This is a genomic window from Sphingomonas sp. (assembly GCF_036388215.1).
GTDB lineage: Bacteria > Pseudomonadota > Alphaproteobacteria > Sphingomonadales > Sphingomonadaceae > Sphingomonas.
On the sequence record NZ_DASVSH010000012.1, the window covers coordinates 26,192 to 40,906 of the forward strand.

The window sequence follows — 14,715 nt, forward strand, 5'->3', positions numbered from 1 at the left end:
CTGAAACGAAAAAGGCCGGGGTTTGCCCCCGGCCTTTTTACGAGTCTCGCGATAGCGTCGGCTTAACCGTCGTAATCGCCGCCCAGGTTCTGATTACGAGGCGGCGCGGCAGCCGTCAGGCGAAGCGCCTCGGCCGAAGCCGCGATGCTGCCGACTTCGTCCGGAGCTTCCTCGTCGTCGATCTGGACGCGCTGCATGCCCGAGACGACCGATTCCTCGAGGTTTCCCGGGTGGACGGTCTCCTCGGCGATCTCGCGCAGCGCTACCACCGGGTTTTTGTCGCGGTCGCGGTCGATCGTCAGCTCGGCGCCGCCCGAAATCTGGCGGGCGCGCTGGGCTGCGAAGAGCACCAGGTCGAAACGGTTCGGAATCTTGTCGACGCAATCTTCGACGGTGACGCGCGCCATGGAACGCTTCCTTGGATTAATGGTGTCCGGGAAAGGCGTGGCACCTAGTTGGGGGTGCCGGAATTGTCAAGGAAATGCGCCGACCGGCACGGCGGCGAACCAAATCGCCGCATCGCGCGTTCAGTAACGCACCTGAAACGAAAGGCCCCTTCCCGACGATGCACGCGCTTGCCAAGCCAGCCGATGCTCCGCACATGCCGGGCATGCCCGCGCGCTTGCCCCATCTGGTCGATGGCAACCGGCTGACGCTGATCACCGAAGGGCCCGCGCGGATGGAAGCGCTGCTCGCGCTGATCGGCTCGGCCAGGCATTCGCTGCGGGTGCTCTATTACATCTATGTCGCCGACGAGGCGGGCGAGGCGGTGCGCGACGCGTTGATCGCGGCGGCGAAGCGCGGAGTCGAGGTTCGCCTGATCGTGGACGGCATGGGCAGCGAGCCCGCCCAGGCCCGGAAGTTCTTCGCCCCGCTTGAAGAGGCGGGCGTCTCGGTTTGCCGCTTCGTCCCGCGCTGGGGCCGGCGCTACCTGCTGCGCAACCACCAGAAGCTGGCGCTCGCCGACGAAGCGCGCGTGATCATCGGAGGCTTCAATATCGAAGACAGCTATTTCGGCACCCAGGCCGAAGCCGCGTGGCGCGATCTGGGCCTGTTGGTCGAAGGGCCGGCGGCGGCGCGGCTGACCGGTTATTTCGATGCGCTGTCCCGCTGGGCGAAGCGGCCCAAGGCGTCGATGCGCAGCCTGGGCAAGACCTTGTGCGAATGGAGCGAGCCCGAAGGCGCGACACGCTGGCTCCTGGGCGGGCCGATGCGCCGGCTGTCGCCCTGGGCGCGCGTGGTGAAGCGCGATATGGAGCGGTCGCACGCGATCGACATCATCGCCGCCTATTTCGCCCCTAATCCCGCGATGCTGCGGCGGCTCGACAAGGCGGGCAAGCGCGGCCAGGTGCGCCTGATCCTGCCCTCGAAGCTCGATCACGGCGCGGCGGTGTGGGCGGCGCGCTTTACGTATGCCGGGCTGCTGCGCAAGCGGGTTCAGATCTACGAGTATCAGCCGACCAAGCTGCACACCAAGCTGTTCGTGATCGGGGATGTCGTCCATATCGGTTCGGCCAATTTCGACATCCGCTCGATGTTCCTCAATCTGGAGCTGATGCTGCGGATCGAGGATGCGCACTTCGCGGCGCATGTGCGCAATTATGTCGAGGGCGAGATCGCAAATTCCGAACGGATCACCGCCGCACTCCACAAATCCCGCACCGGGCTGTGGACTCGGATCAAGCAGGCGGGCGCATATTTCGTGATGGCGGTGCTCGACTATAATGTGACGCGCCGGCTCAACTTCGCGCCACACCGGAGAAAGTCCTGAGCCGCGAACGACTCGCAATTGGCACGGAGTCGAAACGGAAGCGTTCGAACCCGGAACAACCCGGAGATTCAATATGGCCGACCAACCCGACGCAATCGCACTTCTCAAGGCGGACCACCGCACGGTTGAGGAGCTGTTCGAGCAATTCGAATCCGCCAGTGGATCGGGCAAGAAGCAGAAGATCGCGCTGCAGATCTGCCTGGAGCTGACAGTCCATGCCCAGATCGAGGAAGAGATTTTCTACCCGGCTTGCGAAGGCAAGATCGAGGAAGACCTGCTCAAGGAAGCCTATGTCGAGCATGACGGCGCCAAGGTGCTGATCGCGGAGATCGAAGCCGGCGGCCCCGACGACGAATATTACGACGCCAAGGTCAAGGTGCTCTCCGAGCAGATCGAGCATCATGTCGAGGAAGAGGAAAAGCGCATGGAGGGCATGTTTTCCCAAGCGCGCAAGGCCGGGCTCGACATGGATGCGCTGGGCGAACAGCTCCGCGCCCGCAAGGAAGAGCTGATCGCCGGCTACAAGGCCGGCGGCCTGACCAAGCCCCAGACGACGACGCTGACCGAAGTCACCGTTTAACGGGGCTCACTCGCGCTTGCCGTTTCCCGCGCCGCGCGGCATGGGAGACGGCCCCGGGCGCAGGAGTGGCAGGCGATGAAGGACAGGCTGGTTACGCTGATCGGCGGTGGCGGATTTCTGGGCCGCTATGTCGCGCGTGAGCTGCTTGCCGCCGGCGCGCGGCTCCGCGTCGCCCAGCCCCGCCCGCGTGACGCCTGGTTCCTGCGGCCCCAGGGAGGGCTCGGCCAGATCCAGTTCGCCTGCGTCGATATCCGCAGGCCGGATACGCTTGCCCGCGCGCTCCAGGGATCGGATGCGGTGGTGAATCTCGCCGGATTGCTGTCGGGCGATTTCCAGGGCGTGCACGTCGATGGCGCGCGCAACGTGGCGGAGGCCGCGGCGCGGGCAGGGGTGGCGACCATGGTGCATGTCTCGGCGCTCGGAGCCGGCCTCGAATCCGCCTCCGCTTATGGCCGCAGCAAGGCCGAGGGCGAGGTCGCGGTCCGTGCGGCGTTTCCCGCCGCGACGATCTTCCGCCCCTCTATCCTGTTTGGTCGCGAAGACCAGTTCGTGAACCGCTTCGCCGGCCTGATCGCCGCCGCGCCGGTGGTCCCGGTGCTGCGCGGCGAAGCGAAGTTCCAGCCCGCTTATGCCGCCGATGTCGCCGGCGCGATCGTCCAGGCGCTCGCGGAGCCCGCCCCGCATGCGGGGCAGACCTACGCGCTGGGCGGTCCCGACGTGATGACGATGGCGCAGCTGTTCCGCTGGATCGGCGGCGCGATCGGCCGTGATGTTCCCTTCGTCGAGCTGCCGGATGCGATCGGCGCGCTGGTCCCGTATCTTCCCTTTGCGCCGGTCACGCGCGATCAGTGGCGGATGCTTGCATGCGACAATGTCGTGCCCCCCGCGGCTCTGGGTTTCGCGGCATTCGGCATCGTGCCCACCCCGCTTGCGAGCGTGGCGCCCGCATGGCTTGTGCGCTTCCGCAAGCAGGGGCGGTTCGGCCGGAACGCGGCGGCCTGAAGAGATTGGTAATGGGGGCGTGATCGAATGAGCGAACTTCTGGTCGCGATCCTGCTCGGGATCGTCGAGGGCATTACCGAATTCCTGCCGGTCTCGTCGACCGGGCACCTGATCCTGGCCACCGAGCTGATGGGCTATGACGCGGCGAAATGGGCGGTGTTCAACATAGCGATCCAGCCCGGCGCGATCCTCGCCATCGTCGTGCTCTATTGGCGTACCTTCCTCGCGGTGACCAAGGGGCTGCTCCGCTGGGAAGCCAATTCGGTGGCGTTCGTGCGCAATCTGCTGATCGCCTTCGTGCCTGCGGTCGCGCTCGGGCTGCTGTTGGCCGACCAGATAGACGCACTGCTGGAAAACGCAGTGGTTGTCGCATGGGCGTTGATCGTGGGCGGTGTCGCGATCCTCGTCGTCGAGCGGCTTGCCCGCACCGAGAATGTGCTCGGCATCGCCGGTGTCTCCCTCTCCCAATCGGTCAAGATCGGCCTGGTCCAGTGCCTCGCGATGGTGCCCGGGGTCAGCCGTTCGGGGGCGACGATCATGGGCGCGATGGCGCTGGGGATCGATCGGCGGACCGCAGCCGATTTCAGCTTCTTTCTGGCGCTGCCGACGCTCACCGGCGCGACCGCGCTTCAGCTTTACAAGCATCGCGACGCAATCACGTCGGACAGCCTCGGACTGATCGCCGTCGGCTTCATAGTGTCGTTCGTGGTCGCGCTGGTGGTGGTAAAGGCATTCCTCGCGGTCGTCACGAAGCACGGCTTCGCTCCCTTCGCGTGGTATCGAATCGTCGCGGGCGGAGCCGCATTGATATGGCTTGGATTTAAGTAAGGCCGCATTGGACCTAAATAATCAGCACAATCTCATGATTATCTCTCATTGGCCGGCGTGAATCAATAAATAGGACAGCATAACTGTCTTTAATTTCCCATCGAGCCGGGATAGCTGCAACGCATGGCAGACGATTCCATGCTAAAATTTGTCGACCGGGGGCAGCAATACCCCTCAAAGCGCGCGGCTTCCCTGCGCGCCGAGGATTTCCGCGAGATCGCGGATCGCTATGGCGTGCCCGCCGCAGAGGAACAGGCGGGGCGCTGCTCGCAATGCGGCGTGCCCTATTGCACGGTGCATTGCCCCTTGCACAATCACATCCCCGATTGGCTGCGCCTCACTGCTGAAGGGCGGCTGCGCGAAGCTTATGAGCTTTCCAACGCGACTTCGACCATGCCCGAAATCTGCGGCCGAATCTGTCCGCAGGATCGGCTTTGCGAAGGCAATTGCGTGATCGAATTCTCGGGGCACGGCGCGGTCACCATCGGCTCGGTCGAGAAGTTCATCACCGACACCGCGTGGGAAGAAGGCTGGGTCGAGCCCGTCCGTGTTGGCCCCGCCACCGGCCAGTCGGTAGGTGTGATCGGCGCAGGCCCCGCCGGCTTGTCCGCCGCCGAATATCTGCGCGAGCGGGGGCATGAGGTGCATGTCTACGATCGGCATGATCGGGCCGGCGGGCTGCTGACCTATGGCATTCCGGGCTTCAAGCTCGAAAAGCATGTCGTTATGCGCCGTGTCGAGCGCCTCAGGGAAGCCGGCATCGTCTTCCATCACAGCTTCGAAGTCGGCCGCGACGCCAGCCTCGACGAGTTGCGCTCCCGCCATGACAGCGTGCTGATCGCCACCGGCGTCTACAAGGCGCGCGGGATCAAGGCCCCCGGCGTCGGCACGGCGGGCGTGGTAGAAGCGCTCGACTATCTCACTGCGTCTAACCGCAAGGGCTTTGGCGATGCGGTTCCCGATTTCGATTCGGGGCAGCTCGATGCTGCGGGCAAGCATGTCGTCGTGATTGGGGGGGGCGACACCGCGATGGATTGCGTGCGCACCGCGGTCCGCCAGGGCGCGGCCTCGGTCAAATGCCTGTATCGCCGCGACCGCTCCAACATGCCCGGCTCGCAGCGCGAGACCGCCAATGCGGAGGAGGAAGGCGTCGAATTCGTCTGGCTCTCCGCCCCCGAAGCCTTTGACGGGGCCGAGCATGTCACCAGTGTCCGGGCGGCCAAGATGCGCCTCGGCGCACCCGATGCCAGCGGCCGCCGCTCGCCCGAACACGATCCCGGGGCCGAGTTTCAGCTTCCCGCCGATCTGGTGATCAAGGCCCTGGGTTTCGAAGCGGAGGATCTGCCCGTCTTGTTCGGCGCGCCCCAACTCGGGATCACGCGCTGGGGCACGGTCCGCGCGGACGGACGCACGATGATGACGAGTCTCGACGGCGTGTTCGCGGCGGGCGATATCGTACGCGGGGCGAGTCTGGTCGTCTGGGCGATTCGCGACGGCCGCGATGTGGCGGCGCATATGCATGCCTGGATGCGCGCCGGCGCCGATGCGCCTGCGCGCGCTGCTTGAAGGGGGTAACATAATGAAAAAACTGATCGCCGCGATGGCGCTCTCGCTTGCGGGCTTGGCCCCGGCCCAGGCCCGGGATACGGCGCCGGTGGCGTCTGCTGCCGTCAAGCCGATCGACCAGTTGGTCGCGTTGCTGCTGCCCGAGGATTCGCTGCTCGCCTTGGGCGCACGCGCATTCGATGCCGGTCTGACGGAGGAACTCGCCAAGAGCCCCCGGTCGGTGGAACTTCATGCCAGGCATCCGGGCCTGAAGGCGCATATCTCGGCCCAGGTTCGCCCCGTGCTTATCAAGGGGATGCGCGCCGGTCTGCCAGAGCTTCGGCGCGAGATGCGCGCGATCATCGCCGAGGGCATGACCGCGACGGAGATCGCGGACTCCGTAACTTTCTTTTCGAGCCCGACCGGCGAAAAGGTCCGCACGCAAGTCTATGCGAGCGTGGGCGACAAGCCGAGCCAGTCCGAAGAGCAGATGAAAGCCGCCGCGATGAGCGCGGTGATGGCGAGTTTGAAGGCCGAGGACTATCCGGCGCTGATCGCGTTCGGGGCGAGCCCCGCGGCCGCCAAGATGCAGTCGCTGAATAGCAAGATCTCCGCCGCCAGCCGTGCCTGGTCGAAGCGCATCATCGACAAGCACGCTCCCAAGCTGCGCGTGCTCGCGGTGAAGGCCACCGCGAGCTACCTGAAGGGAAGAAGCTGATGCGCATGCCGCTCGCTGCCGCCGCGCTGGTCCTGACGGGCGCTCCCGCACTTGCCCAGACGGCGCCGGCCAAGCCTGACCAGTTGGTTGCGGCCGATCCGGCGCGCGACGCCGCGGCCCAGCGCGTCGTCGCGCGGTTGCTTCCGCCGGGCACCTATCGCCGCATCATGCGCGACATGTTCCCCGGCATGATGGAAGCGATGATGGGCAGCATGAGCGGGCTCACTCGCGGCATGCCGGGTGATGACGGCAAGACGCTCGAACAGGCGATGGTGGAGCGCGATCCGGCCTTTCGCGAGCGCCTTGCAATTACGATGAAGATCATGGGCGAGGAATTCGCGCCGATCATGGACAAGATAGAGCCTGGCGTCCGCGCCGCGCTGGGCCGCACCTTCGCGCGGCGCTTCACCCTGGTTCAGCTCGACGATCTCGACGCATTCCTCGCGACTCCTTCGGGAACGGCGTTCGGCAAGGACTTCATGATCGCCTTCATGGATCCGGAGATGATGAAGGAAATGGGCGAGATGATGCCCGAACTGATGAAGATCATGCCTAAATTGATGGAGCGGATGGAAAAGGAGACCGCGCATCTTCCGCCCGAGCCCAAGCCGGAAGCGGATGCTCCGGCCGAGGATGACGGAACCCGCCCGATATGACCGACATGACAGCCGAGCGCGAACGCCTCGCCCGCGAAGGCATGTACCGCCCCGAATTCGAAGGCGATGCCTGCGGCGTGGGCCTGATCGCCGCAACCGACGGCAAGCCGTCGCGCCGCGTCGTTCAATCCGCGATCGATGCGCTGAAGGCGGTGTGGCATCGCGGCGCGGTCGATGCCGATGGCAAGACCGGCGACGGTGCGGGCCTCCATGTCGATCTCCCTGCGCGCTTCTTCGATGATGCGATTGCGGCGGGCGGGCACCGCGTGATGCCGAACCGGCTGGCGGTGGGCATGATCTTTCTCCCGCGCACCGACCTGGGCGCGCAGGAAGCATGCCGCACGATCGTCGAATCCGAAGTGATCGGCGCGGGCTACACCATCTATGGCTGGCGCCAGGTGCCGGTCGACGTGTCGGTCATCGGCCTCAAGGCGCAGGCGACGCGCCCCGAAATCGAGCAGATCATGATCGCCGGGCCCCTTCCGGACGAGTCCGACGCCGCCGAGTTCGAGAAGAACCTCTATCTGATCCGCAGGCGCATCGAAAAGCGCATCATCGCAGCCCAGGTGCAGGGCTTCTACATCTGCTCGCTCTCGTGCCGGTCGATCATCTACAAGGGGCTGTTCCTTGCCGAGTCGCTCAGCGATTTCTATCCGGACCTGAAAGACGAGCGCTTCACCAGCCGCGTCGCGATCTTCCACCAGCGTTATTCCACCAACACCTTCCCGCAATGGTGGCTCGCCCAGCCGTTCCGCTGCCTGGCGCACAATGGCGAGATCAACACGATCCGCGGCAACAAGAACTGGATGCTCAGCCACGAGATCAAGATGGCGAGCCTCGCATTCGGCGAACAGAGCGAAGACATCAAGCCGGTGATCCCTGCGGGCGCTTCCGATACGGCCGCGCTCGACGCGGTGTTCGAAGCGATCTGCCGCTCGGGCCGCGACGCCCCCACTGCCAAGCTGATGCTGGTGCCCGAGGCATGGTCCGATCAGGATACGCCGCCGAATCATCTGGCGATGTACAAATATCTGGCGAGTGTCATGGAGCCGTGGGACGGACCCGCGGCGCTGGCGATGACCGATGGCCGTTGGGCCGTGGCGGGCGTCGACCGCAACGCGCTCCGCCCGCTGCGCTACACCCAGACCTCGGACGGACTGCTCATCGTCGGTTCCGAGACCGGCATGGTCCAGATCCCCGAATCCACCGTGATCGCCAAGGGCAGGATGGGTCCGGGCCAGATGATCGCGGTCGATCTCGAAAATGGCATCCTGTTCGACGACAAGGCGATCAAGGACCGCATCTCCGCCGAGGCGGATTATCCGGGCATGATCGGCGAATTCATCCGCGTCGAGGATCTCGCTCCTCCCACGGCCCATCCCCTCCGCTTCGACCGTGCCGAGCTCACGCGTCGGCAGGTCGCCGCGGGCCAGACGCTCGAGGATATGGAGCTGATCCTCTCGCCGATGGTCGAGACCGCCAAGGAAGCGATCGGATCGATGGGCGATGATACGCCGCTGGCGGTAATCAGCGACAAGCCGCGGCTGATCAGCCAGTTCTTCCGCCAGAATTTCAGCCAGGTTACCAACCCGCCGATCGATTCGCTGCGCGAGCGTCAGGTGATGACGCTGCGCACCCGTTTCGGCAATCTGGCCAACATCCTCGATCCCCAGGGCGGGCGCTCGAAGGTGCTCGTGCTGGAAAGCCCCGTGCTGATCAACAGCGATTGGGATCGGTTGCGCGCGCATTTCGGCGGCCAGTGCGCCCAGATCGATTGCACCTTTGCGCGCGAGGGCGGCCCGGATGCGCTCCGCGCCGCGATCGCGCGCATCCGCTATGAAGCTGAACAGGCCGTTCGCGCGGGTTGCACGGAACTGTTCCTCACCGACGAGCATATCTCGGCCGGCAAGGTCGCCATCGCCGGGGTGCTGGCGGCGGCCGCGGTGCACACGCATCTCGTCCGCCGGGGCCTGCGGTCCTATGCATCGGTGAACGTCCGAACCGCCGAATGCCTCGATACGCATTATTATGCGGTGCTGATCGGCGTCGGCGCGACGACCGTGAACGCCTATCTTGCCGAGGCGGCAATCGCCGATCGCCACGCGCGCGGGCTGTTTGGCGACTTGTCGATCGAAGAGTGCCTGAAGCGCCACCGCAAGGCGATCGACGAGGGGCTGCTAAAGATCCTCTCCAAGATGGGGATCGCTGTGATCTCCTCCTATCGGGGTGGCTATAATTTCGAGGCGGTGGGCCTCAGCCGCGCATTGGTCCACGATCTCTTTCCCGGCATGCCCGCCAAGATTTCGGGCGAAGGCTATGCTTCGCTCCACCTCAACGCGATGATGCGCCACGAAGCCGCGTTCGACCCGGAAGTGGCGACGCTGCCGATCGGCGGCTTTTACCGCCAGCGCTTCGGCGGCGAGGTCCATGCCTATTCGGCGCAACTCATGCACCTGCTGCAAACCGCGGTGCAGACCGACAGCTATTCGAGCTACCTCGCTTTCTCCCGCGGCGTCCGCGATCTGCCGCCGGTCTATCTGCGCGATCTGCTCGAATTCAATTTCCCAAGTGAAGGCATGCCGATCGATCAGGTCGAGGCGATCACCGAAATCCGCAAGCGCTTCGTCACCCCCGGCATGTCATTGGGGGCGCTCAGCAAGGAAGCGCACGAAACGCTGGCGATCGCGATGAACCGCATCGGCGCCAAGGCAGTGTCGGGCGAGGGCGGCGAAGATAGCGAGCGCTATTCGCCGCGCGACAATGGCGACAACGCCAATTCGGTGATCAAGCAGATCGCCTCGGGCCGCTTCGGCGTCACCGCGGAATATCTGAACGCGTGCGACGAGATCGAGATCAAGGTGGCCCAGGGCGCCAAGCCCGGCGAGGGCGGGCAATTGCCCGGCTTCAAGGTGACCGAGTTCATCGCCAGGCTGCGCCACGCGACTCCCGGCGTGACCCTGATCAGCCCGCCGCCGCACCACGATATCTATTCGATCGAGGATCTTGCCCAGCTCATCTACGATTTGAAGATGATCAATCCGCGTGCCCGCGTGTGCGTGAAGCTGGTTAGCTCCGCGGGCATCGGCACCGTGGCGGCGGGCGTCGCCAAGGCGCACGCAGACGTGATCCTGATCGCCGGCCATGTCGGCGGCACCGGAGCCTCGCCGCAGACCAGCGTCAAATATGCCGGCACGCCGTGGGAAATGGGCCTCTCCGAAGTCAACCAGACGCTCACGCTCAACGGCCTGCGCGGCCGGGTCAAGCTGCGCACCGATGGCGGGCTCAAGACCGGGCGCGACATCGTCATCGCCGCGATCCTGGGGGCCGAGGAGTTCGGCATTGGCACGCTCAGCCTGGTGGCGATGGGCTGCATCATGGTGCGCCAATGCCATTCGAACACCTGTCCCGTGGGCGTCTGCACCCAGGACGAGAAGTTGCGCGCCAAGTTCAACGGATCGCCCGAAAAGGTCATCAACCTGATGACCTTCATTGCCGAGGAAGTCCGCGAAATCCTCGCCAAGCTTGGCGTAAAGAGCCTCGACGAGATCATCGGCCGCACCGAATTGCTCCGCCAGGTCAGCCGCGGCGCCGAGCATCTCGATGATCTGGACCTCAATCCGATCCTCGCCAAGGTCGACGCGACCGACGCCGAACGTCGCTTCAGCCTCAGCACCTTCCGCAACGAAGTGCCCCACAGCCTCGATGCGCAGATGATCAAGGATGCCGCCGCCGTCTTCTCGCGCGGCGAGAAGATGCAATTGACCTACACCGTCCGCAACACGCACCGCGCGGTCGGCACGCGGCTGTCTTCGGAAGTCACGCGCACCTTCGGCATGTCGCACCTCGCCGACGGTCACATCCATGTCCGCCTGCGCGGTTCGGCGGGGCAGTCGCTCGGGGCGTTCCTGTGCAAGGGGATCACGCTCGAAGTGTTTGGCGATTCGAATGATTATGTCGGCAAGGGGCTTTCCGGCGGCACGATCGTCGTTCGCCCGATGGTCAGTTCGCCGATCGAGAGCTGGAAGAACACGATCATCGGCAACACCGTGCTCTATGGCGCAACCTCGGGCCGGCTGTTTGCCGCGGGGCAAGCGGGCGAGCGCTTCGCGGTGCGCAATTCGGGCGCCGAAGTCGTCGTCGAAGGCTGCGGCGCCAACGGCTGCGAATATATGACCAACGGCACTGCGGTGGTGCTGGGGCCAGTCGGTGCGAATTTCGGCGCCGGGATGACCGGCGGCATGGCGTTCGTCTACGATGCTGACGGCAGCTTCGCTTCGCGCGCCAATCCCGAAAGCATCGTATGGCAGCGGCTTGCTTCGGCGCATTGGGAAGGCCGCTTGCGCGAGCTTGTCGAGGCGCATGCCGAGGCGACCGACAGCAAATGGTCGCAAGGCATATTGGAGGAGTGGGACCGCGCGGCCGGCTATTTCTGGCAAGTCGTGCCCAGGGAAATGCTGACGCGGCTCGCTTATCCGCTGGACGATGCGGTGGAGGCCGTGGCGGCGGAATAGCGCCCGATTCGCTTCACTTAGCGCTTCTGATCGGTTATGAAGCGCGTTCCTGCTCGACTCGGGAGTGTGTCATGCGTTTGATTTCCGCCACGCTTGCTGTCTGTGTACTGGCCGCGCCCGCAATGGCGCAATCGCGCGCCGATCGTGAGGCCGTGCGCCAGCTTAACAATCCCGTCGTGCAGGAAGGCGCGGTCGCCATGCTCGGCGCGCTTGCCGGCATCGTGCTCGACACGCGCGTCGGCCCGATCGCGCGCTATGCCGATCCAGGCGAAGGCATTCGCCCCGACGATACGCTGCGCTCGCTGGTAAGGCGGGAGGATCCTCGCTTCGAAGCCCGGTTGCGCGAAGATGCGCGTCGCGCGGTGGCGGTCGTCGGCATCACTGCGAACGACGCGCTGACCATGAGCGACGAAATCACCCGCACCGCCAGCCGTCTCCGCGCCGCCCTCGCCCCCCTCCGCCCGCTGACGGCGCGCGACGACGAGGATTATTGAGGCCGGCGCTGGATTACCGTGCCTCTGGCCGGACCCGACGTTAATCTTGCGACCGCCTTCCAGCACATCCACTCGACGTGCCATGGTATCGGGTGGCCGCGGGATAGGCACCGATCACCCGCTCATGCTGAGCTTGTCGAAGCACCCTTCGACAAGCTCAGCATGAGCGGGGCCGGGTTGGCTTGCCCGGTCCCAAGCAGGGGGCAGACAGGCGTTTAACTGGCCGCCGCAGAACCCCTCAGCGCCTGACGATCGACGCGCTTAGTCGTGGCGGCGGCGCGGCACCTGCCATCACGAAGCACAAGGCGGCGATTACGCCATTGCTGATGCGGCCCGATGCCGTCTCGACCTGCGGCTCGCCTGACCGGTCGGCAGCTTCGGTGAGCAGCGCCCTGGCTTCCTCGGCCGCGGAGCGCTCCACGCGTATCGGGATGCCGCCCAGCGCCAATGTCCACGGACAATTCGTGCGCGCGGTTTCTAGATTCATCGCATAGGCCAGCATGCCGTGCCACGCGAACAGCGACAAGATCACGCCCGCCTGAGGCTGGCTATACGCGATCGCTACCGTCTCGAATGGATCTCCGTCCATACAAGGATGCTCCCACGTGGGTTGTGAAAGCGCAAGCGCTTGCCGCAACCGCGCGCCCGAGCCTAAAGCACCCCCATGTGGCAGCTCTATCAATTCCCGCTTTGCCCCTTCTCGCGCAAGGTCCGGCTCCTGCTCGGCGAGAAGCAGGTGGGCTATGAGCCGGTGCGTGAATCGCCCTGGGACCGGCGTGACGAATTTCTCGATCTGAACCCCACGGGCCAGGTGCCCGTGATGGTCGATACCGAGCGCGGCGTGACGCTGATCGACTCAAGCGTGATCTGCGAGTTCTTCGAAGAGACCGTCGGCAAGGCGGCGATGCTCAACGGCACCGCGACAGACCGCGCCGAAATCCGCCGGCTGACGATCTGGTTCGACACCAATTTCTATGCCGAGATCACTGCGCCCTTGCTCCATGAGCGGATGATCAAGCGCATCGTCCACAAGCAGACGCCCGATGCCAGGACGCTGCGCGAAGCGATGAAGGCCGCGGTCGCGCATCTCGATTATATCGATTACCTGCTCGATCACCGCACCTGGCTCGCGGGCGCCACGATGAGCATGGCCGATCTCGCCGCCGCGGCGCACATCTCCATCGCCGACTATCTTGGCGGAATCGACTGGAAGAGCCATGAGCAGGCCAAGGGTTGGTATGTCCGGATGAAGAGCCGCCCGAGCTTCCGGCCGCTCTTGTCGGAACGCATGGCCGGCATCCCGCCGCCCGCCGATTACGAGAAACTGGATCTTTAGCATGTCGGAGCCGAAGAACGGGCAATGAGCGCCTTCGAATATTTCTTCGGCTTTTTCGGCCTAGTCCTCGGCCTCTCGGTGACGGAGGTGGTGACGGGGTTCTCTCAGGCCATCCAGCGGCGTAAGCACGTCGCCGTTGGCGTGCTTACGCCGCTGATGGCGCTGTTCGTCCTTGTCGATCTTGCCAGCTTCTGGAACAATTTGTGGCAATGGATGCAGACGGTCAGCATTTCGCTGGGCCTGCTGCTCACCGGTATCGCGGTCGCGGCAATCTATTATCTCGCTGCCTCGCTCCTCGTGCCGCGAGACCTCAATGCATGGCCTTCGCTCGACGAGTATTTCTTCGCGCACAAGCGCTGGATAAGCTTGGGCGTGCTGGTAGCGAACCTGGTCGCCGGCTTCGGCTTTACTGCGTTCGTATCGACTCCGCAGGAATATTGGGCGGCAGTGTGCTCCGCGGGTACCATCTTGAAAACCGGCTATTTCTCGACTGTGCTGCTTGCGCTGGCTTTCTGCAGAGGGCGTGCGGTGAGCATTGCGCTGATCATGTTGGCCTTCGCAAATTACCTGTTTTGAGCGCGAGCAAAGATGATCTTTCGTACGTTTCACCCATGGAGGCCCCGATGCTCGAACATATACCCCATTGGCTCGGCAGTGCACTGAGCGGGCTGCGGGCGGGCGCGGACAAGCTTGCGATCGTCCAGCCGCAGCTCGGCAGCTTCGAGACCATGCATCTCGCCAGCCCCGCCTTCGCCAATGGCGCGCGGCTGCCCGAGCGGTTCACCGCGGATGGAGAGGGCGTGTCGCCGCCCTTGTTCTGGACAGGCGTGCCCGAGGGCACTGCGCTGCTGGCGTTGATCGTCGAGGATTCCGACGCGCCGTCCCCGCAGCCCCTGGTTCATGCAATAGTGTGGGACATCCCCGGTGCGGACGGCGATCTGAAGGAAGGCGCGATCACTAGCGACGGCGCCGGCGGGGCCGATGGCAGCGATGTCGGCCGCAACAGCTTCTTCGGAGAAGGCTGGCTCGCCCCCGATCCGCCGACCGGGCATGGCGAGCATAGCTACGCCTTTCAGCTCTTCGCGCTGGCGGATGGACCCGACGTCGGCGACACCCCCGGCCGCGGCGCATTGCTCGCGGCGATGGAGGGCAGGGTACTGGCGGCCGGGCTGCTCACCGGCACCTATTCGCGCGGCGAAGAGTCGCTGTCGGGTCCCGCGGGCTTGGGCGCGCTGGCCTGAGCGCCGGCGCTTGCAATGTAGGATTTCACCTGC

14 protein-coding genes are annotated in these 14,715 nt (G+C 64.9%); 12 read left to right on the forward strand and 2 right to left on the reverse strand.

All coding sequences use genetic code 11. From position 1 onward, the window contains the following. Window positions 1-62: 62 nt before the first annotated feature. Window positions 63-407: a DNA-directed RNA polymerase subunit omega gene (gene rpoZ, locus VF617_RS05520; protein ID WP_331013868.1), complete on the reverse strand. Its 345-nt coding sequence runs from the start codon at window positions 405-407 to the stop codon at window positions 63-65. A 194-nt stretch (window positions 408-601) separates the two neighbouring features. On the opposite strand from rpoZ, the gene VF617_RS05525 reads away from it, so the two are divergent. The 9 genes from VF617_RS05525 (at window position 602) to VF617_RS05565 (ending at window position 12,105) form a co-directional block, all read left to right on the forward strand. Further along, on the forward strand, window positions 602-1,771 hold the full coding sequence (locus VF617_RS05525) for a phosphatidylserine/phosphatidylglycerophosphate/cardiolipin synthase family protein (protein ID WP_331014015.1): 1,170 nt from the start codon (window positions 602-604) through the stop codon (window positions 1,769-1,771). A gap of 73 nt (window positions 1,772-1,844) precedes the next feature. Continuing rightward, window positions 1,845-2,351: a hemerythrin domain-containing protein gene (locus VF617_RS05530; RefSeq protein WP_331013869.1), complete on the forward strand. Its 507-nt coding sequence runs from the start codon at window positions 1,845-1,847 to the stop codon at window positions 2,349-2,351. 75 nt (window positions 2,352-2,426) lie between these two features. Further along, window positions 2,427-3,353 carry a complex I NDUFA9 subunit family protein gene (locus VF617_RS05535; RefSeq protein WP_331013870.1) on the forward strand — a complete coding sequence of 309 codons (927 nt, stop codon included), beginning with the start codon at window positions 2,427-2,429 and terminating at the stop codon, window positions 3,351-3,353. A gap of 27 nt (window positions 3,354-3,380) precedes the next feature. Further along, window positions 3,381-4,181, forward strand: coding sequence for an undecaprenyl-diphosphate phosphatase (locus tag VF617_RS05540; RefSeq protein WP_331013871.1), 801 nt, complete (start codon window positions 3,381-3,383; stop codon window positions 4,179-4,181). Window positions 4,182-4,304: 123 nt separating this feature from the next. Continuing rightward, on the forward strand, window positions 4,305-5,747 hold the full coding sequence (locus tag VF617_RS05545) for an NAD(P)-dependent oxidoreductase (protein ID WP_331013872.1): 1,443 nt from the start codon (window positions 4,305-4,307) through the stop codon (window positions 5,745-5,747). Between the two features lie 13 nt (window positions 5,748-5,760). Next, window positions 5,761-6,444 carry a DUF2059 domain-containing protein gene (locus tag VF617_RS05550; protein WP_331013873.1) on the forward strand — a complete coding sequence of 228 codons (684 nt, stop codon included), beginning with the start codon at window positions 5,761-5,763 and terminating at the stop codon, window positions 6,442-6,444. After that, window positions 6,444-7,100 carry a hypothetical protein gene (locus VF617_RS05555; protein WP_331013874.1) on the forward strand — a complete coding sequence of 219 codons (657 nt, stop codon included), beginning with the start codon at window positions 6,444-6,446 and terminating at the stop codon, window positions 7,098-7,100. The genes VF617_RS05550 and VF617_RS05555 overlap by 1 nt, the downstream gene beginning before the upstream one ends. Continuing rightward, the gene (gltB, locus tag VF617_RS05560) at window positions 7,097-11,611 is read left to right on the forward strand and encodes a glutamate synthase large subunit (protein ID WP_331013875.1); all 4,515 of its coding nucleotides are present in this window, start codon (window positions 7,097-7,099) and stop codon (window positions 11,609-11,611) included. Before VF617_RS05555 ends, gltB begins: the two co-directional genes overlap by 4 nt. 71 nt (window positions 11,612-11,682) lie before the next feature. After that, the gene (locus tag VF617_RS05565) at window positions 11,683-12,105 is read left to right on the forward strand and encodes a hypothetical protein (protein ID WP_331013876.1); all 423 of its coding nucleotides are present in this window, start codon (window positions 11,683-11,685) and stop codon (window positions 12,103-12,105) included. Between the two features lie 238 nt (window positions 12,106-12,343). Here VF617_RS05565 and VF617_RS05570 read toward each other — a convergent pair whose 3' ends face one another. Further along, window positions 12,344-12,694 (reverse strand): hypothetical protein, encoded by a 351-nt coding sequence (locus VF617_RS05570; protein ID WP_331013877.1) that lies wholly within the window; start codon window positions 12,692-12,694, stop codon window positions 12,344-12,346. 75 nt (window positions 12,695-12,769) lie between these two features. Here VF617_RS05570 and VF617_RS05575 point away from each other — a divergent pair, with 75 nt between their 5' ends. Genes VF617_RS05575 through VF617_RS05585 form a run of 3 tightly spaced genes read left to right on the forward strand, consistent with a single transcriptional unit; the run spans window position 12,770 to window position 14,682 of the window. Continuing rightward, window positions 12,770-13,441 carry a glutathione S-transferase family protein gene (locus VF617_RS05575; protein WP_331013878.1) on the forward strand — a complete coding sequence of 224 codons (672 nt, stop codon included), beginning with the start codon at window positions 12,770-12,772 and terminating at the stop codon, window positions 13,439-13,441. 24 nt (window positions 13,442-13,465) lie between these two features. Beyond that, the gene (locus tag VF617_RS05580) at window positions 13,466-14,017 is read left to right on the forward strand and encodes a hypothetical protein (RefSeq protein ID WP_331013879.1); all 552 of its coding nucleotides are present in this window, start codon (window positions 13,466-13,468) and stop codon (window positions 14,015-14,017) included. Window positions 14,018-14,064: 47 nt separating this feature from the next. After that, a complete protein-coding gene (locus VF617_RS05585; protein ID WP_331013880.1) occupies window positions 14,065-14,682 on the forward strand; it encodes a YbhB/YbcL family Raf kinase inhibitor-like protein in 618 nt (205 codons plus the stop codon). Window positions 14,683-14,715: the final 33 nt, after the last annotated feature.

Coding starts and splice junctions, on each gene's coding strand:
- VF617_RS05570 (WP_331013877.1), bottom strand. CDS start 12,694: ATGGACGGAGATCCATTCGAGACGGTAGCGATCGCGTATAGCCAGCCT.
- VF617_RS05525 (WP_331014015.1), top strand. CDS start 602: ATGCCGGGCATGCCCGCGCGCTTGCCCCATCTGGTCGATGGCAACCGG.
- VF617_RS05545 (WP_331013872.1), top strand. CDS start 4,305: ATGGCAGACGATTCCATGCTAAAATTTGTCGACCGGGGGCAGCAATAC.
- VF617_RS05540 (WP_331013871.1), top strand. CDS start 3,381: ATGAGCGAACTTCTGGTCGCGATCCTGCTCGGGATCGTCGAGGGCATT.
- VF617_RS05580 (WP_331013879.1), top strand. CDS start 13,466: ATGAGCGCCTTCGAATATTTCTTCGGCTTTTTCGGCCTAGTCCTCGGC.
- VF617_RS05550 (WP_331013873.1), top strand. CDS start 5,761: ATGAAAAAACTGATCGCCGCGATGGCGCTCTCGCTTGCGGGCTTGGCC.
- VF617_RS05575 (WP_331013878.1), top strand. CDS start 12,770: ATGTGGCAGCTCTATCAATTCCCGCTTTGCCCCTTCTCGCGCAAGGTC.
- gltB (WP_331013875.1), top strand. CDS start 7,097: ATGACCGACATGACAGCCGAGCGCGAACGCCTCGCCCGCGAAGGCATG.
- VF617_RS05530 (WP_331013869.1), top strand. CDS start 1,845: ATGGCCGACCAACCCGACGCAATCGCACTTCTCAAGGCGGACCACCGC.
- VF617_RS05555 (WP_331013874.1), top strand. CDS start 6,444: ATGCGCATGCCGCTCGCTGCCGCCGCGCTGGTCCTGACGGGCGCTCCC.
- rpoZ (WP_331013868.1), bottom strand. CDS start 407: ATGGCGCGCGTCACCGTCGAAGATTGCGTCGACAAGATTCCGAACCGT.
- VF617_RS05565 (WP_331013876.1), top strand. CDS start 11,683: ATGCGTTTGATTTCCGCCACGCTTGCTGTCTGTGTACTGGCCGCGCCC.
- VF617_RS05535 (WP_331013870.1), top strand. CDS start 2,427: ATGAAGGACAGGCTGGTTACGCTGATCGGCGGTGGCGGATTTCTGGGC.
- VF617_RS05585 (WP_331013880.1), top strand. CDS start 14,065: ATGCTCGAACATATACCCCATTGGCTCGGCAGTGCACTGAGCGGGCTG.